This window comes from Sphingopyxis sp. 2PD, assembly GCF_005503695.1.
Classification (GTDB): Bacteria; Pseudomonadota; Alphaproteobacteria; order Sphingomonadales; family Sphingomonadaceae; genus Sphingopyxis.
Genome location: NZ_SCMU01000004.1, coordinates 19,643 through 40,753 on the forward strand (window position 1 = coordinate 19,643; position 21,111 = coordinate 40,753).

The 21,111-nt window shown below is 63.4% G+C and carries 22 protein-coding genes; 9 read left to right on the plus strand and 13 right to left on the minus strand.

What is annotated here, in order from left to right:
- The first annotated feature begins 102 nt into the window (after positions 1-102).
- The gene (locus FFS18_RS17400; protein ID WP_249340314.1) at positions 103-225 is read left to right on the plus strand and encodes a NepR family anti-sigma factor; all 123 of its coding nucleotides are present in this window, start codon (positions 103-105) and stop codon (positions 223-225) included.
- Positions 226-227: 2 nt separating this feature from the next.
- Here the strand turns inward: FFS18_RS17400 and tgt are convergent, their stop codons facing one another.
- The 3 genes from tgt to FFS18_RS05480 all read right to left on the minus strand — a co-directional run bounded on the left by tgt (position 228) and on the right by FFS18_RS05480 (position 4,282).
- A complete protein-coding gene (gene tgt / locus FFS18_RS05470) occupies positions 228-1,352 on the minus strand; it encodes a tRNA guanosine(34) transglycosylase Tgt (protein ID WP_137870092.1) in 1,125 nt (374 codons plus the stop codon).
- A gap of 193 nt (positions 1,353-1,545) precedes the next feature.
- A complete protein-coding gene (locus FFS18_RS05475; RefSeq protein ID WP_120215479.1) occupies positions 1,546-2,034 on the minus strand; it encodes a hemerythrin domain-containing protein in 489 nt (162 codons plus the stop codon).
- Positions 2,035-2,092: 58 nt separating this feature from the next.
- The gene (locus FFS18_RS05480) at positions 2,093-4,282 is read right to left on the minus strand and encodes an EAL domain-containing protein (RefSeq protein WP_137870093.1); all 2,190 of its coding nucleotides are present in this window, start codon (positions 4,280-4,282) and stop codon (positions 2,093-2,095) included.
- A gap of 249 nt (positions 4,283-4,531) precedes the next feature.
- Between FFS18_RS05480 and FFS18_RS05485 the strand changes: the two genes are divergently transcribed.
- Complete coding sequence (locus tag FFS18_RS05485) at positions 4,532-4,936, plus strand: hypothetical protein (RefSeq protein ID WP_137870094.1); 405 nt, start codon at positions 4,532-4,534, stop codon at positions 4,934-4,936.
- A 1-nt stretch (position 4,937) separates the two neighbouring features.
- Here the strand turns inward: FFS18_RS05485 and FFS18_RS05490 are convergent, their stop codons facing one another.
- From FFS18_RS05490 to FFS18_RS05505, 4 genes are all read right to left on the minus strand, one after another.
- Positions 4,938-5,885, minus strand: a complete 948-nt coding sequence (locus FFS18_RS05490) for a hypothetical protein (RefSeq protein ID WP_137870095.1) — start codon at positions 5,883-5,885, stop codon at positions 4,938-4,940.
- An 8-nt stretch (positions 5,886-5,893) separates the two neighbouring features.
- A complete protein-coding gene (locus tag FFS18_RS05495) occupies positions 5,894-8,221 on the minus strand; it encodes a fimbria/pilus outer membrane usher protein (RefSeq protein WP_171005241.1) in 2,328 nt (775 codons plus the stop codon).
- Positions 8,222-8,379: 158 nt separating this feature from the next.
- Positions 8,380-9,114, minus strand: coding sequence for a fimbrial biogenesis chaperone (locus FFS18_RS05500; RefSeq protein ID WP_137870097.1), 735 nt, complete (start codon positions 9,112-9,114; stop codon positions 8,380-8,382).
- A 137-nt stretch (positions 9,115-9,251) separates the two neighbouring features.
- Positions 9,252-9,794, minus strand: coding sequence for a spore coat protein U domain-containing protein (locus FFS18_RS05505; RefSeq protein ID WP_137870098.1), 543 nt, complete (start codon positions 9,792-9,794; stop codon positions 9,252-9,254).
- 510 nt (positions 9,795-10,304) lie between these two features.
- Here FFS18_RS05505 and FFS18_RS05510 point away from each other — a divergent pair.
- Both FFS18_RS05510 and FFS18_RS05515 read left to right on the plus strand, forming a co-directional pair.
- Positions 10,305-10,589 (plus strand): hypothetical protein, encoded by a 285-nt coding sequence (locus tag FFS18_RS05510; RefSeq protein ID WP_137870099.1) that lies wholly within the window; start codon positions 10,305-10,307, stop codon positions 10,587-10,589.
- Between the two features lie 146 nt (positions 10,590-10,735).
- Positions 10,736-11,404, plus strand: coding sequence for a helix-turn-helix domain-containing protein (locus FFS18_RS05515; protein ID WP_137870100.1), 669 nt, complete (start codon positions 10,736-10,738; stop codon positions 11,402-11,404).
- A gap of 36 nt (positions 11,405-11,440) precedes the next feature.
- Here the strand turns inward: FFS18_RS05515 and queA are convergent, their stop codons facing one another.
- From queA to FFS18_RS05540, 5 genes are all read right to left on the minus strand, one after another.
- Positions 11,441-12,478: a tRNA preQ1(34) S-adenosylmethionine ribosyltransferase-isomerase QueA gene (gene queA / locus FFS18_RS05520; RefSeq protein WP_137870101.1), complete on the minus strand. Its 1,038-nt coding sequence runs from the start codon at positions 12,476-12,478 to the stop codon at positions 11,441-11,443.
- A gap of 14 nt (positions 12,479-12,492) precedes the next feature.
- Complete coding sequence (locus tag FFS18_RS05525) at positions 12,493-13,302, minus strand: peptidylprolyl isomerase (protein ID WP_283214397.1); 810 nt, start codon at positions 13,300-13,302, stop codon at positions 12,493-12,495.
- 86 nt (positions 13,303-13,388) lie between these two features.
- Positions 13,389-13,895, minus strand: a complete 507-nt coding sequence (gene coaD / locus FFS18_RS05530) for a pantetheine-phosphate adenylyltransferase (protein ID WP_137870102.1) — start codon at positions 13,893-13,895, stop codon at positions 13,389-13,391.
- Positions 13,895-14,749 (minus strand): polyprenyl synthetase family protein, encoded by an 855-nt coding sequence (locus FFS18_RS05535; protein ID WP_137870205.1) that lies wholly within the window; start codon positions 14,747-14,749, stop codon positions 13,895-13,897. The genes coaD and FFS18_RS05535 overlap by 1 nt, the downstream gene beginning before the upstream one ends.
- Before the next feature lie 72 nt (positions 14,750-14,821).
- Positions 14,822-15,097 (minus strand): exodeoxyribonuclease VII small subunit, encoded by a 276-nt coding sequence (locus FFS18_RS05540; protein ID WP_137870103.1) that lies wholly within the window; start codon positions 15,095-15,097, stop codon positions 14,822-14,824.
- A gap of 111 nt (positions 15,098-15,208) precedes the next feature.
- Between FFS18_RS05540 and FFS18_RS05545 the strand changes: the two genes are divergently transcribed.
- The 4 genes from FFS18_RS05545 to FFS18_RS05560 all read left to right on the plus strand — a co-directional run bounded on the left by FFS18_RS05545 (position 15,209) and on the right by FFS18_RS05560 (position 19,387).
- On the plus strand, positions 15,209-15,625 hold the full coding sequence (locus tag FFS18_RS05545; RefSeq protein ID WP_120218053.1) for a DUF2177 family protein: 417 nt from the start codon (positions 15,209-15,211) through the stop codon (positions 15,623-15,625).
- A 278-nt stretch (positions 15,626-15,903) separates the two neighbouring features.
- A complete protein-coding gene (locus tag FFS18_RS05550; protein WP_137870104.1) occupies positions 15,904-16,200 on the plus strand; it encodes a hypothetical protein in 297 nt (98 codons plus the stop codon).
- Positions 16,201-16,280: 80 nt separating this feature from the next.
- Positions 16,281-18,524: a phosphoribosylformylglycinamidine synthase subunit PurL gene (gene purL / locus FFS18_RS05555; protein ID WP_137870105.1), complete on the plus strand. Its 2,244-nt coding sequence runs from the start codon at positions 16,281-16,283 to the stop codon at positions 18,522-18,524.
- A gap of 122 nt (positions 18,525-18,646) precedes the next feature.
- Entirely contained in the window at positions 18,647-19,387 is a 741-nt protein-coding gene (locus FFS18_RS05560) for a DUF72 domain-containing protein (protein WP_137870106.1), read from the plus strand.
- A 143-nt stretch (positions 19,388-19,530) separates the two neighbouring features.
- Here the strand turns inward: FFS18_RS05560 and FFS18_RS05565 are convergent, their stop codons facing one another.
- The gene (locus FFS18_RS05565; protein ID WP_235957641.1) at positions 19,531-20,313 is read right to left on the minus strand and encodes a Coq4 family protein; all 783 of its coding nucleotides are present in this window, start codon (positions 20,311-20,313) and stop codon (positions 19,531-19,533) included.
- Positions 20,314-20,427: 114 nt separating this feature from the next.
- Here FFS18_RS05565 and FFS18_RS05570 point away from each other — a divergent pair, with 114 nt between their 5' ends.
- On the plus strand, positions 20,428-21,102 hold the full coding sequence (locus FFS18_RS05570; RefSeq protein ID WP_137870107.1) for a nitroreductase family protein: 675 nt from the start codon (positions 20,428-20,430) through the stop codon (positions 21,100-21,102).
- Positions 21,103-21,111: the final 9 nt, after the last annotated feature.

Consider the following 21,111-nt stretch of genomic DNA (forward strand, 5'->3'; position numbering starts at 1 on the left):
GTTTGATAAATGCGCGGTTAGCAACGGGCCCCATGTTAAGCGAATGCTTCGATAATGCCGTCTGAAACCCGCGCGCCACGCGGCGCCAATTCGGCAAAGGACGTGGAAAAGAAGGTTTCCACCAAGGGACAGGACGTCAATGGCGCCCTGCGCCGTGCGTATGAATCGACGGTCGATGAAACCATCCCGCAGTCGATGCTGGACCTTTTGAGCAAGCTCGATTGACCTCAGCGCTGATAGCGCGCCTCAAAATCACTCTGAAAAGCCGCGAAGGTCCCGGTCGCGATCGCGTCGCGCATCGCCTGCATCAGCGCCTGATAAAAATGCAGATTATGCTGCGTCATCAGCATCGCGCCCAGCATCTCGCCCGACCGAACCAGATGGTGCAAATAGGCGCGCGACCAGGTCGTACACACCGGGCAGTCGCATGATGGATCGAGCGGCCCCTGATCTTCGGCATGTCTGGCATTGCGGATGTTGACCGGGCCATCCCAGGTAAAGGCCTGCCCGTTGCGCCCCGATCGCGTCGGCAGCACGCAATCGAACATATCGACCCCGCGCGCGACCGCGCCGACCAGATCGTCGGGCTTGCCCACCCCCATCAGGTAACGCGGCTTGTCGGCGGGCAGCTGGCTGGGCGCAAAATCGAGCACCCCGAACATCGCCGCCTGCCCCTCGCCGACCGCGAGCCCGCCGATCGCATAGCCGTCGAACCCGATCTCGGTCAGCGCCGCAGCCGATCGCGCGCGCAGCTTTTCGTCGAGCGAACCCTGCTGGATGCCGAACAGCGCCGATCGCGCGGCATGCTCTTCGCCTGCGTCGAAGCCGGCGCGGCTGCGCGCGGCCCAGCGCATCGACCGCTCCATGCTCGCCTCGGCGCGCTTCGCATCGACGCCGTTCGGCGGGCATTCGTCGAACGCCATCACGATGTCGCTGCCGAGCAGACGCTGGATTTCCATCGAGCGTTCGGGGGTCAGCATATGCCGCGACCCGTCGAGGTGGCTCTTGAACGCGACGCCCTCCTCGCTCTGCTTGGTCAGCGCCGACAGGCTCATCACCTGATAGCCGCCGCTGTCGGTCAGGATCGGACGGTCCCAAGCCATGAATTTGTGAAGGCCGCCCAGCCGCGCCATGCGTTCGGCGGTCGGGCGCAGCATCAGATGATAGGTGTTGCCAAGGATGATGTCGGCGCCGGTTGCGCGCACTTCGGCGGGGCGCATCGCCTTCACCGTCGCCGCGGTGCCGACGGGCATGAAGGCGGGGGTGCGGATCTCGCCGCGCTGCATTGCAATCGTGCCGGTGCGCGCGGCACCATCGATCGCGGCGATCGAAAAAGCGAATCTAGCGGTCATCGCGCGCGCCTATGGCGGGCAGGAGGCAAAAAGTCGAGCGGCAGGCCGATCCTCCCTGTCGCGCAGCGATGGGGAGGGGGACCGTCGCCGCTGGCGATGGTGGAGGGGCGGCGACGTTGCGCCCTGGCCCCTCCGTCAGCGCTTCGCGCTGCCACCTCCCCATCGCTGCGCCACGGGGAGGATCGACGATCGCCTATTCCTTCGCATCCTCGCTCGAAGGCTCGTCGGCCGCCGCTTTGGCTTTTTCCTTCGGCTTTTCCTTCTCGAAAATCGCCAGCAGTTCCTTCTTCTTCGCCTCCGACAGACCTTCTTCGGCTTCGGGGAACATTTCTTCTTCCTCCTCCTCGATATGGTGGAGGTAACGGTCCTTCATCGTGCGAAAGCGAGTGAGCCAACCGGTCGAACCAAAATCCATCTCGTAAAGCTCGGTCAGCATGTCGTCGATTTCCTTATGCTCCGACACGCTGTGCTGCGCCTCTTCGCGCAGGTCGGGCTTGCCGAGCATCGTCGCATAAAGCGACATTTCTTCGGACGCCGCGTGCGCGGTCACTTCGACGCGAAAGGTTTCGAACAGCGTCTCGCGCTCGGGGCTGTCGCCCTTGGTCGCGTCGATCTGGTCGAGCAATTTGCGGTGGCGGTCGTGATCGGCCTTCAGCCGGGCAAAGATTTTCGTATCAGCCATGTTTGTCTCCTGTTCCGGAGCAAAACGGGCGATCGCGCGGACGGTTCCACGCCGCCGATCAGGCGGCTTTCCAGTCGTTCGTCGTGGTGAACAGCGGCAGCGCCATCGCCGCGGTCGATTGGGTTGCGGCGGCGATCAGATAGGGCGATACCCTGTGGCGCGTACACAGCCCGCCATTGCCGTCGCTGACCATCGTCTGTTCAAACTCGACGCCCTGTTGATGCTTCATCGACCGACGGACAGTTGCCGTGACCAGCTGCCCCTCGCCGAAATCGATCACGAACTGGGTGCCGAGCGGCACGTCCAATATCCCCTCGATAAAGGCGCCGGTCGACGACAGGTTTCGGATCACGACGTCGTAACGATGATTGTCGTGAATGGCGCCAACTTTCCGGAACAGCGAGAAGCGGTCGTTGCGCTGACGCGCCGGACCCGCGGGCTTGATCATCCACGATCCCGCTTCGGCATGCTCGAGCAGCTCGTCGTGCACCACCGGCTTGCTATAGACATAGCCCTGGACATGACTGACGTTGAGTTTGCGGATCAGGTCGAGCTGGTCGAGCGATTCGATGCCCTCTGCCGTCGTCTCCATTTCCAGCGCTTCGGCCAGCGCGACGATCGCGGCGATGATCGCGCCGTTGCGCGACCCCGCCACCGTCGCGTCGCGCACGAAGCTCTGGTCGATCTTGATCTTGTCGAACGGCGCGGTCTGCAAATAGCTGAGCGACGAATAGCCGGTCCCGAAATCGTCGAGCGCCAGGCGGACACCCAGCGCCTTCAAGGCTTTGAACATCTTGGCGGTGTCGGCCGAATCGCCCAGAAACACGCTTTCGGTGATTTCGAGTTCGAGCCGATCGGGCGCCAGCCCCGTCGTCGCCAGCGCATTGGCGATAATCTTTGGCAAATCGGCATTGGCGAACTGGATCGGCGACACATTGACCGCGACCCGCATGTCGCCCGGCCATTTTACCGCATCCTCGCACGCCTTGCGCAGCACCCATTCGCCGAGCGGCCAGATCAGATTGGCTTCCTCCGCGATCGGAATAAACACCGCGGGCGAGATCACCCCGCGGTCGGGATGGGTCCAGCGGACGAGCGCCTCGACCCCGGTCACCAGGTTCGACTTGGCGTTGACGACCGGCTGGTACCGCAGCTCCATTTCGCCGCGCACCAAAGCGTCGCGCAGATCATCCTCGAGCGCGCGGCGATCCTCGGCCGCCTGATGCAGGTCGCTCGAATAGAAGCTGAACCGGCCGCGGCCATTACCTTTTGCCGCATAGAGCGCGAGGTCGGCGTTGCGGACGAGATCGTCGCTGCTCAGCCCATCGAACGGCGCGATCGCGACCCCGACCGACGCGCCGATGATGCAGCGGCTGCCTTCGACCGAATAGGGTTGCGACAGGCTGTTGATGATGTCGGCGGCCATGTCGCCAAGTTTGCCGCGATCGTCGACGTCGGGAAGGATGATCTGGAATTCGTCGCCGCCAAGGCGGCTGACCATTTCCTTGTCGCCGACGATCTTGAGCAGCCGCTGGGCGACCTGTTTGAGCAGCGCGTCGCCGGCGGGATGTCCCAGCGTGTCGTTGACCTGTTTGAAGCGGTCGAGATCGAGCAGCATGATCGCGCACACGCGCTGTTGCTGGGCAAAGGCGGCGAGCGTGGTGTCCAGCTTTTTCGAAATGTTGAACCGGTTCGCGAGCCCGGTCAGCGAATCGTAAAGCGCCAGGCGCGATGCATCCTCGGCCGATCGGCGCTGCGCGGTGACGTCGGTGCCGCTGCCGCGATAACCGGTGAATTTGCCGCCGCCGTCGAACTGCGGGCGCCCCGAAATTGCCCACCAGCGATCGTCGCCTTCGAACGCGCTGCGTAAGGGCAGCTCGTCGAACTTCGATTGTTTGGTGAGCAGGAAGGGCAAGGTGCGTTGCCGTTCGCCATGGCTGTCGACGGGCAGGAACAGCTCGGTAAAGCTGGTCCCGAGCAATTGGCCGCTCGCTCGCCCCATCAGCCGCGCGACCGAATCGGTGATATAGGTGAGGCGACCCTTGGCGTCAGTCGACCAGAACCAACCCTGGCCGCTTTCCTCGTAATTCTGGAGCAGCAGCAGTGCTTCGCGGGTGTGCAGATTCGGCGCGGCGTCGCCGCGCGGTTTGCCGATGCGCGAACCGATCAGCCCGAAAAAGCCACGCTGGCCCTCATCGAGCGCATCACCCCCCTGCTCGCCGGATTCGATCCGCGATGGCATTTCCATCAAATCAAACTCTTGCTGGTCCCCACACTTGGTCCCGCTATGCGCGGAATGGATTGCGATAATGTAAATATATCGGAAGCCTTGGTGTAGGGCATCGGCGTCCAGAACTACAAAGCCGAAGCTTGTTGTCACCCGCTTTGGCCAAGAGGGCATTAAACGCAGTCCGTTCCGCGCTCGCACTAACAGCCGCGAGCATAATGCACCGGATTTTAACTCTTCACGGCCATAGTCGGTCTGGAGGAGAATGCCGTGCTTCGACATATCGCAATCATCGCTGCCATCGCTTTTCCTACGGCGGCGCACGCGAACTCTGACGGGTCGGCGGGAGCTCAGATTTCGCTCTCTGTGCCCGAAATCTGCCAGCTCGAGACGTCGGAAATTTTCGTCGATGCGAGCGGCGGGTCGGTAAGCGGGACCGTATTCGAAATGTGCAACAGCGGGCGCGGCTTTCGCGTGATGGCTTCCCACCGAACTCTCGTGGGGGGCGAACAGGTCCAGATCAATTACGATGGAGAGGTTCGTCAACTGGATAGTTCGGGAATTAGCGATATAGCGTATCGCAGCGGCCCGACCGTTGGCAACGTGCCCGTAACAATCCAGACAAGCGGCCTGGTTCAGAACATCGCTATCAGTCTGGGGCTTGCTGCAATCTGACTTACAAGGCCGTGACCGTTACCGTAATCCGGTCGGAATAGCGACCTGCCAGCGCGACGACCGGCGGCACCACGACGCTCATGGACCGCCTGTCACCGCCTTTCGGCACGCGGTCGAAGTATGGAATTTCGCTACCCCCGGTGAGATCGACCAAGGCGCCGTCGAAAAACAGCTTGTACGGGACTTTCTCGCGCCCCTGCTCATGCAACAGGTTGCCCAGATTGACCGAATTAAACCTGACAGCATAGGGCGCCGTACTGAAAATGCGGGCCGCAAAGCGTTCCGACCGGGTCTCTCTGGAGCTCGACAAACTGCCTAAGTCTACCTGCGCGGGGCCGTTGCCGCCCGCTCCAACGACCGCGCCGACCAGCCGCAGTGACACAGCGGACGGGATGACGATGGTCAACGTCAACCTCGATCGATCGACGACGGTGCCGTTCCGGTCGATCAGCGACAATTCCAGCTGCTCGATAAATGTTCCCGCCCGCAATCCCCATTCGGTCGGTACGCCGATCTGAAAGGGAACGGCGCGTCCTTGCGGACCTGCAGGCGCATTGGGGATGATGACATCGCTATCGGCGGTGCCCCCCGACGCCGGGTCCGGGAGGATTTCGATGTTCCGATTGCCCGAAGCGCGCAGCGAATAAGACGGAAAATCGGGGTCCGGCGATGCGCCGATCCTTGCAATACGAATGGTCGCCCCGCACGATCCGGCACCCGCTTCGCCGGACGTGCCTGGCCGATCTCCGGGCGTTTCGCTCCGGGCCTCTGCCGCGTTCTGGATGCGGACCTGGAAGTCCTGAGTGGCGCGCCCGCCCGCCTCGATTTCGACGCCGTTGACGGTCAACGATTGGTCGCCGCCGACAAAAGCCGGCTGGCAGTCCGCCGCGTTGGCGGTTGCGGGAATGGCGAGAAGGAAGATCGGAGCGATGAGTGTCGAGTGGCGCATGATGCCTCCTATTCGGCTTCTTTCTGGAGATTGATGGTCTCCAATCGATAGAGCCCCTTATTGTCCTCAGGTACTTTGACTATGAACGTCCGGCCACTATCGTTCAGACGAATAGTATAGCTTCGGCCGGGGGCGAGGCCGATTATGCCGAAGCGACCTGCCGAGTTGGTGAAGAAGGGTTCGGGCTGGAAACCTTCGTCATCGTTGGACGTGATAAGTCCCACCGCAAGTGCGGCGGGGGCATCGTCTATGCGCAGGAAGCCGACAGCGCTGACAAAACGGTCGGTTCCGACGATCAGGCCATAGCCGGAGCGAAATGGGGGTTCAACGCGAACCACACCCGAGCCGATGTCATAGCCGGCTTCGAGACGATCGATATCATATTGGACGTCCTGGATGCTGTAGGATGACAGACGGTTGACCACGGCAGCGCCGAATGTTCCGCTCGACGCCTCATATTCGCCATCGCTCAGACTACGGCCGGCGATGATGTCGGTGCCTTTCAGCGTGCGGTGCGGTCGGGCAAGCAGGAAGGAATCCTGAATCGGACGACCGATACCGAAAGCACCATCCGCGAACGCGAACGACGTTCCGATTTGCAGCCTTGCGGTCTGCTCGCCTGTGATGCTTCCGAAATTATTCCCCGAGGTCGCGAGCGACGCGCGCGCCTCGAAACGGTTGGCAATATAATCGACGACGCCATCGACCGACGTGCTTCCCGACGAATCCTGTACGTTGACCGTATAGCCCAGCGAGCCAACGTCGTTGCCGGATCCGCGCGATACTGACGCCCGCGCCAGTTTGCGGCGGCTCTGGTATGTCGCGTCGCCTCTATGCCTGCCGCCGAACAGGACAGAAATGCCAGCGCGAACGCCGAAATTGGGACCGAAGGCCGACCCGGTGCCATATTCCACCCCGACAGTGGCGCGGATATTGTCTCTCAATTGATGATTGACGTCGGCGAAGAAGGTGCTCTGGTTGCCGCCGCCCGCGCGCGAGAAATAATTCGCACCGACAACAGCTGTGGTGCGCAGCGAAAAGGCCTGACTATATGTCGCGTTGACGGAAAGATTCTCGAGCCTGAATCCCGACAGATCGCCGACCGTACCGAAATTGTCGCTTTCATAATTGAATGTCGCGGCGAATCGTTTTGCATCCGCCCCGTTCCCTAACGTCAGGCGATAACCGCCCCGCAGCGCAAATCCCGTGCCCCCGCCGGTACTCACCGCACCCTGAAAATCGAAACTGCCGGGGATCACCTGCGGCACGACCTGCGTTTCGAACGCGACAACCTGGAGGTCCTTGGCAATCTGCACGCCGCCACCGACGATCAGGATATCGCTCAGCGCTTTGCGGTAATTGCCGATGAATACGGGGTCGCTGGAATATTTCGGTTGCAGGCTCAGTTCGGGGGCGATCACGCCGAGGGCGACGGTATATTCGTCTTCGCCTGATTCCAGCTCGATCGGATCGAAAAAATAATCGAACCGCGTTACCTGTTCCCGGCCCGACGCATCCCGAACCACCAACTGGACATCGTTCGATCCGATCTGAATGGGCAGGTCATCGAGGCTATAGGTGCCGGGCTGAAGATCCAGCGTCTGATGAGGCGCCCCGTTGACGATGACTTCGACCGTCGATGGCGACGCCACGAATATCTGGCGCCCCCCCAGATTAACCGCCGACGTGAACGGATCGAAGGTGCGGCGGCTTTTTTCAAGCGCGACCCCACCGATGAAGGGGGTCCGCAGCAGACCCGTGTTTTCGATCTGCAGATCGCCTGCACTCCAACGCCGGTAACTCTCCGGTTCGTCATATATTGCCCGCACGGCGCGCCGGTAGAAGCGGTAGTCGTCATTTAGGCTTTGCGTAAAGCCGCCATCGAATTCGACAACGACGTTGCGATACCGCGCCGCCCCGAACAGAAAGACATCCGGCGGCACCACACCGTCCTCGTCACGGTAAAGGAGGTTCACGCTCGTGTTGAGATAGGCGCTGAACCCGGCGGGCTCAATCGAAGGGAGCAGCGGTTCACGGCTGTCGTTGCGCCCGCCCAATGGCTCGACGGGGCGGAACAGGGGATCGATCGCGTTTACCGACAACTCCAGTCGCGCCAGATCGAAACCGACGTCGAACCCCGCCACCTGCAGTTCCGCCGGGCTAACGAACGGATCCCCGGCGATCGTCTCGTCCAGGCGACGTATGCCCGCGTCGTTCAACAGGCGGATCAGTTCCACCCGGAGCGACAGGCTCTCGATCACGGCCGATCCGTCGGGATCGACCTGCACGACCACATCGCGCAGAACCTGGCCGTTCCACGTCAGCGGCACCGCCATCGTGACCGTTCGCGACGGCTGCTGTGCCGCGGCAACGGCGGTGGGTAGCGCCACCTGGTCTGCCGCACGCGCAATCCCCGGCGCGCACAGAATGGCCGCCACAAATGCAAGTTTGCTGACCCCCTCGATCAGCGCGCCGGGTGCCCCCCTGTTCATGATCAGGGCACCAAGTTTGCCTGTATCGTGCCCTCGACAAGAGGCTTTTCGGTGGGAATGAAAAAGATACGGGCGCGGCCCGGAGCGACGACGCCGACGCCGATCAATTTGGACATGTCCTCTGGCGGCAGGCGAAGATCCAGCGCGGTTCCATCCTCGGCGGTGCCGTTGATCTGCCATGGACGGGTTCCGGCGGTGAAATACCGCGTACCGCGATTGGACAGACGGACTTCGATACCGGGCACCTCAGCGCGAACGACCGGACGGATCGCTTCGACGAAAGGCTCGGGACTCGTGCCATCGGGGATCACATTGACCAGGACGTTGAAGTTCACGACGAGTTGAACCTGCGACTGGCCGGGAGCAATATCGACGGGAATCTGCCGTATCTGCATGTAATAGACTTCGGACGCCGCCAGGTCCGGTTCGCCGACATACTGGACGCGAAACACCTGTTGCGACCGGGCCGGCACCACCCTTTGGGCAGGAAACAGCAGGAAAAGCTCGTCGGCAGGGGTCAGTTCCAGTTCGCCCGCTTCGGTTATGACGCCGCGAAACATCTGGACTTCGACCGGAAACTCGTTCTGGCCGGGATTGCTCAGTTCGACACGGGCAACGGACCCGCGTCCCAGTGGCTTCACTTCGACGACCATCGGCGACACCCGCGCCGCTTCGGCCGCAACCGGCAAGATGGCCAGCGCGACCGCTCCGTAAACGACCAGCAACTTCCTGAACATTTTGGCGCCCCCCGGGCCATTGCCGCTACGGCAAATCCCTCACCCCACCGTTGTGGGCATTACGTCTGAAATTATAACGAAGAAGAAGGAGGGAACCCGAAGTTCCCCCCTTCGCCTAAATCGTATCGGGACCGGGATTAGACCGGGCCGAGGGTCAGGACGGCCGTGTCGGTATAGACACCGGCAACCGGACGCTTCGCCGTGTCGTCGCGGTCGATGACGACACGAAGCAGTGCGTCGTCGTGGAACGCGCCACCGGCGTTCACCGAATCCGCAGCCTCAAGACGCGTCCGGAAGTCCAGGTTGGGGAAGCTGGCGTCGGTCGAATTGAGCAGGACGCGGTATTCGATCTTGTTCGTAAAATCGAGCGGATCATTGGCCGCAAGCGCTGCGCCGGCTGCATTCAGCAGGCCGTCGTTCGTCGACGTCGCCGACAGCTTGGCCGCATAGTTGCAGCTGACATAGATGTTCTGCGACTGGCTTTGCGAACCGTTCTTGAGCAACAGGGCATTTGCACCCGGGGCTTCATTGATGTTGACTTCCGCGAAAACGACAGCCGTCGGATCTTCGATGCTGCATTCCTGATCGACCGTTGCGGTGACCGACAGGTCAGCCGAATCGGTGTTGCTCTGGGCAAATGCCGCCGTCGACATCAACGCGGTCGATGCGACCGCTGCCATAAGTAGTTTCTTCATCATCTTCTTCCCTCTATTATGCCGCTTCCGACCAAAAGCCGGGTAGCGGTTTGATAATTGCACCGGTTGGTCGGAGAACCGGGAGGGCATCGGTGCCTGCCCCGCCGGTTTGATCCGCCCGCGACAAACCCGCAGGCGAAAATTCAGGTCAGGGCGATCGGCATCACCCCCGAATAATTGCCAACCTGCGGATCGCGGCCCGGCAGTGCGGCCGTTTCAACAGACAATTGATTTTCAGCCGACGGGAAGCCGTGGGCGCCGTCGACGTCTGATTTTCAGCCGACGGGAAGCCGTGGGCGCCGTCGACGTCTGCGGCATCAAGGATCGGCGTTCGGCCCTTGGTATTCCCGGCAGTCGCGACCACCGACAACGGCAACAAAGCCGTGGCCCCGCTGGATCGCGCCACCTTTCGGCGAAGACGATATGCCAAAAAAAACCCCCAATGCCGGACAAGATGCCTGAATTGCTCAAGGCACGTTGCCGGGCGCTATTCTTGTGTCTCTCACCACCCCCGTGGTCAAAGAATCATTCAAATCTGATAGAGAAAATAAACATTCTATTTACATTAGCAATGCCGATACCACTCAGCTCGACCCATTTGAGGCGCCCGATCGCACTCTGTTCCCCTTTGAGACAGTGATCGACAACACATTAATATCATGGAAAAAAGCGGAATCGCCGGATTCTCGTGGCTTTGGCGGTGCCGGATGGCGCGCGAATCGGATCGTTCCTGACAACGCTCGGCGTCAACTGAGCGCGATAGGCAAACTAAACTTTTAACTTATCTGGTCTTTGCCGTGCGCTCCCCCGCCCGGCTGGGCACCGCCCGCAACGCCGCGCATCGCGCCTCGGCGGCCGTCGTCAAGCGCGCACGCATGGCCGCATATCGGTTCCGGTAACGCCGCCTTAACCCCAGAGCGCCGATCATGGACGCGATGGCAATCCCGGCATTTATCGAAAAAGCCCCGTCAGGCGGCACAGCGCGCAGTACGCGGCGGACCTTGCGACTGCGGCTGCAAGGCCGGGCTGGCGGCGGCGATTTGAACGTATCGGTGCACAATATCTCGGCGACGGGTCTGTTGCTGGAAGGCGATGCCGCGCTGGCGGTTGACGACCGCATCGACATCGACTTACCGCATGCAGGGGTGACCCGCGCGAGGGTCATCTGGGTCAGCGGCGCGCTCTATGGCTGTCAGTTCGAAACCCCGATCTCGTCCGCGACGCTGAGCGCGGCGCAGCTTCGCGCGGTCGTCAGCGGCGATCGCACGGAGGACGTCTCTGCAAACGAACCCACCGACGAGAGCTTTGGCGACCGGCTCCACCGCCTGCGGACCGCCAAGCGGCTGACGCAGCTGGAAATTGCTGGCGAACTGGGGGTGAGCGAGCAGTCGATCTCGGCCTGGGAGCAGAACAAGGCGCGGCCCAAGGCGGGACGGATCAAGGCGCTGGCGATCCTCCTGAACGTCGAAGTGACCGAATTGCTGGGAATCGACGAGGCGCATAGCCTGCGCGATGTCGTTGCGCGCGCCAAAGCGCAGGTCGCCGAAGCCGCCGCGATCAGCGCCGATAACGTCAAGATCATCATCGAAATCTGAACGGTTGCGCGACGCGCGCCGCGCGCGACGAAGGAGCTATCCCGCGCGGTTGGGCAGCAGCAGGCTGGCGTCGCCATAGCTGTAAAAGCGATACTCGCTCGCGATCGCATGGGCATAGGCCGCCTGCATCGTCTCCAGCCCCATCAGCGCACTGACCAGCATGAACAAGGTCGACTTTGGCAGGTGGAAATTGGTCATCAGCCCGTCGATCGCCTTGAATCGGTAGCCAGGGGTGATGAAGATCGCGGTATCGCCCGCGAAGGCCGTGATCGTGCCGTCGTCCTGTGCGGCGCTTTCGAGCAGGCGCAGGCTGGTGGTGCCGACCGCGATGATCCGCCCGCCAGCGACGCGCACCGCGTTGAGCCGCGCCGCGGTGTCGGGCTCGATCCGCCCCCATTCGGCATGCATCACATGATCGTCGGTGTCGTCGGCCTTCACTGGCAGGAAGGTTCCCGCGCCGACGTGCAGCGTCAGCGTTTCGGTCGCGACGCCCGCGGTTTCCAGCGCCGCGAGCAAGCCGGGGGTAAAATGCAGCGCCGCGGTCGGCGCCGCAACCGCGCCATCCTTGGCCGCGAACATCGTCTGATAATCGGACCGATCGTCGTCGTCGGTCGCGCGCTTGCCCGCGATATAGGGTGGCAGCGGCATCGTCCCCGCGCGTTCGAGCAGCACTTCGACCGGTTCGTCGCCCGCGAAGGCCAGAATGAAGCTGCCGTCGGGCAGGCGCTCCTCGGCCACGGCCGCGACCTCCGCGCCGAAATCGACCGTCTCGCCAACGCGCAGCCGTTTTGCGTTGCGCACGAACGCCTGCCAGCGGCGCAGGTCGATCCGCTTGTGCAAGGTGGCGCCGATGCGTGCGTCGCCGCGCCGCCCTTCCAATTGCGCGGGAATCACGCGCGTGTCGTTGAACACCAGGCAGTCGCCGGGGCGCAGCCATGTCGGCAGGTCGCCGACCGCTGCATCGATGATCGTCCCGCCATCGACCACCAGCATCCGCGCCGCATCGCGCGGTCGCGCCGGGCGCAGCGCGATGCGCTCGTTCGGCAGGTCGAAATCAAAGGCGTCGACGCGCATCGCGCGCGAATCCCTTAACGGATCGGGGCGTTGAGCTGGTCGGCGGTGATCTCGGCCGCAGGTGCCGGCGCCGGCACTGCTTCGACCAGCATCGACGCGGGCGGCATCGGCTTGTTGTCGGCAGCGACCGCCACCTGGACCATGCTCGACATCACCGCGGGCGGCTCGCCCTTCTGGATCGCATCGATATATTGCATGCCCGATATGACACGGCCGAACGCGGTGTAGCGGTTGTCGAGTGCGAAGCGCGGCTGGAACATGATGAAGAACTGGCTGTTCGCGCTGTCTTCGCTTTCGGCGCGCGCCATCGACACGGTACCGCGCAGGTGCGGGGTGACGTTGAATTCGGCCTTGAGGTCGGGCAGCTGCGAGCCGCCCTGCCCGGTCGCGGTCGGATCGCCCGTCTGCGCCATGAAGCCGTCGATCACACGGTGGAATTTGACCCCGTCGTAAAAGCCCGCGCGCGCCAGCTGCTTGACGCGATCGACATGGTTCGGGGCGACTTGGGGATAAAGCTGGATCACCACCCGCCCACCGGTCGAAAGGTCCAGGTTGAGCATAAATTCGGGGTTGTTGATGTACTGATCGGGCGTCATCGTCGGGGCCGCCGGAGCCGCGGCGGCAGCGGGTGCGGCCTCCGCCGCAGTGCCGGCGTCGGGCGCGGGCGGAACATCGACCGGCGGCGGCGGAGCGTCCGTCGGCGGCGCGGGCTGCGCCGTTTCGGGCATCGGGTTCGGCGCGGGCGGCGCCTCTTGCGCGGCGGCCGAAGCCGCGAGACCGAACGCCATCGCCGTGAAGATCATGGGGCGGAAGGAAAATTTCATGCTGGATCGGCCTCTGTCAGAAAATCGGATCTTGCGCCCCGTTGGCGCGCCCTAGCGGGAAAAAGCTGAACGCTCAATGATCGGTATCAGCGATCGCCCTGGAGCAGCCCGCGCTCGGCAATACGCCCGACGACGGCGTCGCGCACCGAAGGCGTCACGAATTTGTGGATGTCGCCGCCAAAGATCGCGATTTCCTTGACCAGTCGCGACGCGATTGGTTGCAGGCTGACGTCCGCCATCAAAAAAACGGTTTCCACGCGGGCGTTGAGCTGGCGGTTCATGCCCGTCAGCTGATACTCATATTCGAAATCGGTGACGCCGCGAATGCCGCGTACGACGATCGACGCCCCCTGCGCGTCGGCGAAGTCCATCAGCAGCGAATTGAAGCCGACAACCTCGATATTGCCCTCGATGTCCGCGACTTCGGCCTTCACCATGGCGATCCGTTCGTCGTCGTCGAACAAGGGCGATTTCGCGATATTGGTGGTCACCCCGATGATCAGCCGGTCGACCAGCTTCGCGCCGCGGCGGATGATGTCCATATGCCCCAGCGTGATCGGGTCGAAGGTTCCGGGATAAACCCCAATGCGCATCAACGGTCCCTTTCCACGACATAGCGGGCGATGGCGCGCAGCAGCGTCGCCTCGTCGCCAAAGCTCGCCAGATGTCCGATCGCCTGGTCGACCAGCGCCGTCGCCTGTTCGCGCGCCCGCTCCAGTCCCATCAACGTGACAAAGGTCCCCTTGCCCGCCGCCGCGTCCTTGTGCAGCGCCTTGCCCGCCAGCGCCTCGTCGCCCTCGACATCCATGATGTCGTCGGCGATCTGGAAGGCGAGCCCGATGTCGCGCGCATAGGCGCGCAGCGCGGTGCGCCCCTCGGGCGGGATCCGCGCCAAAATGGCGCCCGCCTCGACCGAAAAGGCGATCAGCGCCCCGGTCTTGAGCTGTTGCAGCCGCGTCACCGTCGGCAGGTCGAAGTTCGATGTTTCGGCGGCGAGATCCATCATCTGGCCGCCCGCCATCCCGGCCGGCCCGGCGGCGCGCGCGAGTTCGCAGCACAGCTCGCCGCGCACGAACGGATCGCTGCTCGTCGCTGGATCGCACAGCCATTCGAACGCCAGGGCATGGAGCGAATCGCCCGCCAGCACCGCGGTCGCCTCGTCGAACGCCTTGTGCACCGTCGGCTTGCCGCGGCGCAGATCGTCATCGTCCATGCACGGCAGATCGTCGTGGATCAGCGAATAGACGTGCATCGCCTCGACCGCCGCGCCGACGCGCAGGCTGAGCCCGCGATCGACATGGAACAGGTCGCCCGCGGCGCGCACGAGCAGCGGGCGCAGCCGCTTGCCGCCCGCAATCGCGGCATGGCGCATCGCTTCGTAAAGCGGCGCGCGCGGGTCCTTGGGAACCGGCAGCAGCTGGTCGAACAGCCGGTCGATGCCCGCCATCACCTCGGCCTGGGTGGCAAGCAGCAACTGCGTTCCGCTCGAAAGATCGTCGCTGGGGGACGTCATGACCGTTCAGCTTTCGCCGAAGGGGGTGGTTCCCGCCGGTCGCCCGTCGGCGCCCAGGCTCACCTGCTCGATCCGCGCCTGCGCCGCGGCGAGCCGCGCTTCGCAATGGCTGCGCACCGCATGGCCGCGCTCATAAAGCGCCACCGATTCCTCCAGGCTGACATCGCCGCTTTCCAGCCGCCGCACGATCGTTTCCAGCTCGTCCATCGCGGCCTCGAACGAAAGCGCGGTAATGGCAGGGTCCGGGGCGGGCGCGGCAGCGGCGTCGGGGGTGTCCGTCATGGCCCTGCTTTGGCCCTTTCGCCCCCCAATGGTCAAGTGCGGTCAGGCTTGACGTCGCACCGCGTCCGCCTAGGCTGGCCCGCACCCGATCGCCAGGACGAAAGCTCCGTCATGACCCTGCAAACCGTCGCTGCTTATTTCGCCACCGCGATCATCTTTGGCATTCTCGACGCGGTCTGGCTCCGTACGATGCTGACGAAAGTCTATCGTCCTGAAATCGGCGCGCTGCTGATGGATGGCTGGCGCCCGGCGCCGGCGCTGATCTTCTATGCGCTCTATATGCTCGGTATCCAGATTTTCGCCGTCGCGCCGGCGCTGGCAGCGGGCAAATGGCAGGTCGCGGCGCAATGGGGGGCGATGTTCGGCTTTTTCTGCTACATGACCTATGACCTTACCAACCACGCGACGATGAAAATCTGGTCGACCAAGGTGACGTTGCTCGACATCGCGTGGGGGACGCTCGCGACGGGGTTTGCGGCGGGCGCCGCGGCGTGGCTGGTGCTGACCCTGCTGCCGCGACCCGCCTGACCCCGCTTGGCCTTCAGGCCTTTCCTGTTCCCCGGCGAAACCCGGGGTCCAGAGCGCCATCGAGCAACGCCTGTTTTTTGGACGCCCTGGACCCCGGCTTTCGCCGGGGAACGTCTTCTTGTCCTTCTCGAAGGGATAAACGCCACACCCGCTCCACTTTCGGCAATCACGATTCCGCTTTTTGCAATTGCCGAGCCGCGCATGGCCACGCATGCTGCACTGCACAAGAGAGAGGGGCGTAAAGGCAAGTTTTGTTCTGGTAAACAAGGACTTGCGTCATGAAAAAATTCTTCCTCCCCGCCGTCGCATTGTTTGCGACCACCCCCGCCATCGCCCATGCCGATGAACCCGCAACGCAGCGTTTCGAGCACAAAGGCAGCAGCTACAGCTACACGGTGACGCAGGTCGGCGACGTCCGTGTCATCAGCGGCATCGAAGAACGCACCGGCAAGCCTTTCACGTTGCGCGTCGGCGCCAACCGCGTCCGCGGCACCGTCGGGTCGCAGCAGGTCAGCTTTGCGCTTCGCGACGTTGAGCCACTGACCAAGCCCGCGACGACCATCGCCTCGCGCTGACGCAATCAACCGCAGGCTCCATGGTGCTTTTCGCATCATGGGGTCTGTTCGTTTTGCGCCTACATCGCTAAAGGCGCGCCATGACTCAGCCCGCGCCCGCCATCACCCCCGAAATCGTCGCCGAACACGGCCTCTCGCCGGAAGAATATGATCGCGTCCTCGCCGCGATCGGGCGCGAACCGAATCTTGTCGAACTCGGCATCTTTTCGGTCATGTGGTCCGAACATTGCAGCTACAAAAGCTCGCGCATCCATTTGAAGAAGCTCCCGACCGAAGCGCCCTGGGTGATTTGCGGCCCCGGCGAAAATGCCGGCGTCATCGACATCGGCGAAGGCGCAGGTGGCAAGAAGCTCGCCGCGATCTTCAAGATGGAGAGCCACAACCACCCCTCGTACATCGAACCCTATCAGGGCGCGGCGACCGGGGTCGGCGGCATTTTGCGCGACGTGTTCACCATGGGCGCGCGTCCGGTCGCAAACCTCAACGCGCTGCGCTTCGGCCGCCCCGACCATCCGAAGATGAAGCATCTCATCTCGGGCGTCGTCCACGGCATTGGCGGCTACGGCAATTGCGTCGGCGTTCCCACGGTCGGCGGCGAGGTCAATTTCCACAAGGCCTATGACGGCAATATCCTCGTCAACGCGATGACCGTCGGCGTCGCCGAGCAGGACAAGATCTTCTATTCGGCGGCATCGGGCGTCGGCAATCCGATCGTCTATGTCGGATCGAAGACCGGCCGCGACGGCATCCACGGTGCGACCATGGCGTCGGCGGACTTCGGCGAGGATGCCGAGGAAAAGCGACCGACGGTCCAGGTCGGCGACCCCTTCACCGAGAAGTTGCTGATCGAGGCGTGCCTCGAGCTGATGGCGTCGGACGCGATCGTCGCGATCCAGGACATGGGCGCGGCGGGGCTGACGAGCTCGTCGGTCGAAATGGCGTCGAAGGGCGGCGTCGGGCTGCACCTCAAGATGGACGATGTGCCGCAGCGCGAAACCGGCATGACCGCCTATGAGATGATGCTGTCCGAATCGCAGGAACGCATGCTGATGGTCCTGAAGCCCGGCAAGGAAGAGTTCGCGAAAGCGATCTTCCACAAATGGGAGCTCGATTTCGCGGTCATCGGCACCGTCACCGACACCGGCCGCATGGTCCTCGAGCATCATGGCGAGATTGTCTGCGACATCCCGCTCGCCCCGCTTGCCGACGACGCGCCGCTCTATGACCGCCCCCACGTCCCGACGCCGAAGCAGCCCGAACTGACCAACGTCCCCGAAACGACCGATGTCGCCGCCGACCTCAAGACGCTGATGGGCACCCCCGATATCGCCAGCCGCCGCTGGATCTGGGAGCAGTATGACAGCCAGGTCGGTGCCGACACGGTGCAGACCGGCGGCGACGCGGCGCTCGTCCGCATCCACGGCACCAACCGCGCGCTCGCCATGTCGACCGACTGCACGCCGCGCTACTGCTACGCCGACCCGGTCGAGGGCGGCAAGCAAGCGGTCGCCGAAACGTGGCGCAACATCACCGCGGTCGGCGCGACACCGCTCGCGATCACCAACTGCCTGAACTTCGCCAACCCGCAGCGCCCGGAGATCATGGGCCAGATCGTCGGCTGCCTCGACGGCATGGCAGAGGCGTGCCGTGCGCTCGACTATCCGATCGTCTCGGGCAACGTCAGCCTCTATAATGAGAGCAAGGCGACCGGCGGCGGCAGCGCGATCCTGCCCACCCCCGCGATCGGCGGGGTTGGCGTGATCGAGGATCTTAACAAGGCGGTCGGCATCGGCTTCAAGCGCACCGGCGACATCGTGCTCGCGGTCGGCGAACGCGCCGGCCATCTCGGCCAGTCGGTGTGGCTGCGCGAAATCCACGGCCGCGAGGAAGGCCCGCCGCCGCAGGTCAACCTGCGCTGCGAAAAGCGCACCGGCGACTTCATCCGCACCGCGATCAACGCAGGCTGGATCACCGCGTGCCACGACGTGTCCGACGGCGGCATGGCGGTGACGCTCGCCGAAATGGCGCTGAAATCGAACATCGGCGTGCTGGTCAGCGAAGAACAGCCGTTCGGCATCGCCGAAAGTTTCTTCGGTGAGGATCAGGGGCTTTACCTCGTGACGGTGTGCGACACCTGCCTCGCCGACTTCCTCGACGCCGCCGGCCGCGCCGACGTGCCCGTCGATCCGGTCGGCCGCACGATCAAGGATCGCATCGTGTTCGAACTGGAAGGCAGCGATCATCAGGTCACGCTGGCGGAACTTCGCGAAGCGCATGAGGGCTTTTTCCCGAACCTGATGGGCGCCGACGCGGCTTTGGCTTAGGCCATAAGTTACCCCAAAAACCGTTTGCCCTGAGCTTGTCGAAGGGCCGTACTTTCTTTAGCCGTGGCTAGGAAAGAACGGTGCTTCGACAGGCTCAGCACGAACGGGATAGGTGACAATTTATGACCATCCACATCGGCATCGGCGGCTGGACCTACGAACCCTGGCGCGGCACCTTTTACCCGCCCAAGCACCCGCAGAAACGCGAACTCGAATATGCCGGCCAGCACCTGACCGGGATCGAGATCAACGGCACCTATTACAGCAGCCAGAAGCCCGAGACGTTTGCAGGCTGGGCGGCGGCGGTTCCCGACGGCTTCAAGTTCAGCGTCAAGGCGTCACGTTTTTGCACCAACCGCAGGGTGCTCGCCGAGGGCGCCGGTTCGATCGAAAAATTCCTGACGCAGGGGCTGACGCGGCTCGGCGACCGGCTTGGCCCGATCCATTGGCAGTTCATGGCGACGAAGAAGTTCGACCGCGACGATTTCGCCAGCTTCCTCGACCTGCTGCCCGACCGCCAGGACGGCCTGCCGCTCCGCCACGCGATCGAGGTCCGCCACGAAAGCTTTCGCGACCCGGCGTTCATCGACCTGGCGCGCGAGCGCAACGTGGCGGTTGTGTTCGCCGACAGCGACGAATTTCCGTGCATCGATGAACAGACCGCCGACTTCACCTATGCCCGGCTCCAGCGCAGTCAGGAGGATGTCGAGACGGGCTATGACAACAAGGCGCTAGACCGTTGGGCGGCCCAGGCAAAAGACTGGGCCAAGGGTGACCGCGACGTCTTTCTCTTCTTCATTTCGGGCGCGAAGGTGCGCAACCCAGCGGCGGCACAGGCGCTGATCGCCAAGCTGGCGGGCTGACATCCTCCCTGTCGCGCAGCGATGGGGAGGTGGCGGCGCGAAGCGCTGACGGAGGGGCTTTGGCGCCAACGGCGCGGCCCCCCACCACTGATCTGCGATGACCGGTCCCCTTCCCCATCGCTGCGCGACAGGGAGGATCTGGTTCAGGCCGCCATCGCCTGCGGCGCCGCGAGGAAATTATACGGATCGATACCGCGGCTGCGGTAAGCGCGATGCGCTTCCTGATACAGCGTCGGCTCGCCGATCCCCAGCCGCGCGCGGGCGGCGTCGAGCGGCTCGGCGAGCAGCGCGCGGATGTCCTGTTCGATGATGGCCTTCGCCGCCTTGCCATGGCGCTGCCCCTGGCGGATCGCGCCGAACACGGGGGCATTGGCCTTGACGCTGCGCTTCACCTCGTAACCGCCGGCATAGGCGATGAAGAAATTGCCGTAATTTCCGGTCTGGCCATAGGTGAAGCCCAGCACGCACTGTTCGCCCAGCGCATCACGGCCATAGCCGGTCAGGATGTGGAACAAATCATGCGTGTCGCGCAGGCGATTGGCATACCATTGCACCTGATCGTCGAATTTCGGACGGCCCATCTTGTCGGCCTCGGCCACCAGACCCGCCGCCGACAGCCCTTCGCGGCGCATGAAGGTGACATAGGCGTGACCAACGCTGCCCTCGGGCAGCGCATCGATCCACGCATGATCGTCGAGCAGGTCGGGCAGATAGGGTTCGCTCGCCATCAACTGGCGACCCTTCTCGCTTTCGACAAAAGCGCGCGCGTCATCCATGAAGCCCTTGCGCGGCAGGCTTTCAAAGATGTGGAACACCTGTTCGGTGTCTTCCTTGTCCTTGATCAGCTTGCGAAAATGCGACAGCGCCTTGAACGGGCGAAAGGTCGGCATCTTGCGGTCGGGGTGGGAGAAGATGGTCGGGGTCATGGCGGGTCTCGTTAGGGTCGGTTGCGGATCGTCAGATAGCACTACTGACACAAATGTCAATAGACGGTAAACGGACGCTGGCGAGATCGTCGCATCGACGATAGACCGTCGATCATGAAACCACACGCCACCATCCCCTATACCGCCCTGCCCTCGATCACCGACGCCGACCGCGTCGCCGCAGCGGAGGCGTTTCGCAATCATGTCGCGGCGCGTCGGACGTGCCGAATGTTCGCCGATACCCCGGTGCCGCGCGCAGTGATCGAAGCCGCAATCGCCGCCGCCGGAACTGCGCCGAGCGGCGCCAACCACCAGCCGTGGCACTTCGCCGCGGTTTCGAGCCCCGCCATCAAGCACCAGATCCGCATGGCCGCGGAAGCCGAGGAGCGCGAATTCTATGCGAGCCGGGCAGGACAGGAATGGCTGGAGGCGCTCGCGCCGCTGGGGACCGACGAGGACAAGGGCTTTCTCGATGTCGCGCCCTGGCTGATCGTCGTGTTCGGACAGCGGCGCGGCGGCATCGGACCCGGCGACACACGGCAAAATTACTACGTCACCGAAAGCGTCGGCATCGCTTGCGGCCTGCTGCTCACCGCGCTGCACAGCGCGGGGCTCGCGACCTTGACCCACACGCCGTCGCCAATGGGTTTCCTGCGCGAGATTTGCGGGCGCCCTGCCGACGAAAAGCCGCTGATGCTGATCGTGACCGGCCACCCCGCGCCCGACGCCACCGTTCCCGTCTATGCGACACGGAAAAAGCCGCTCGACCAGATCACCACCTGGCTGTAGTATAGAACT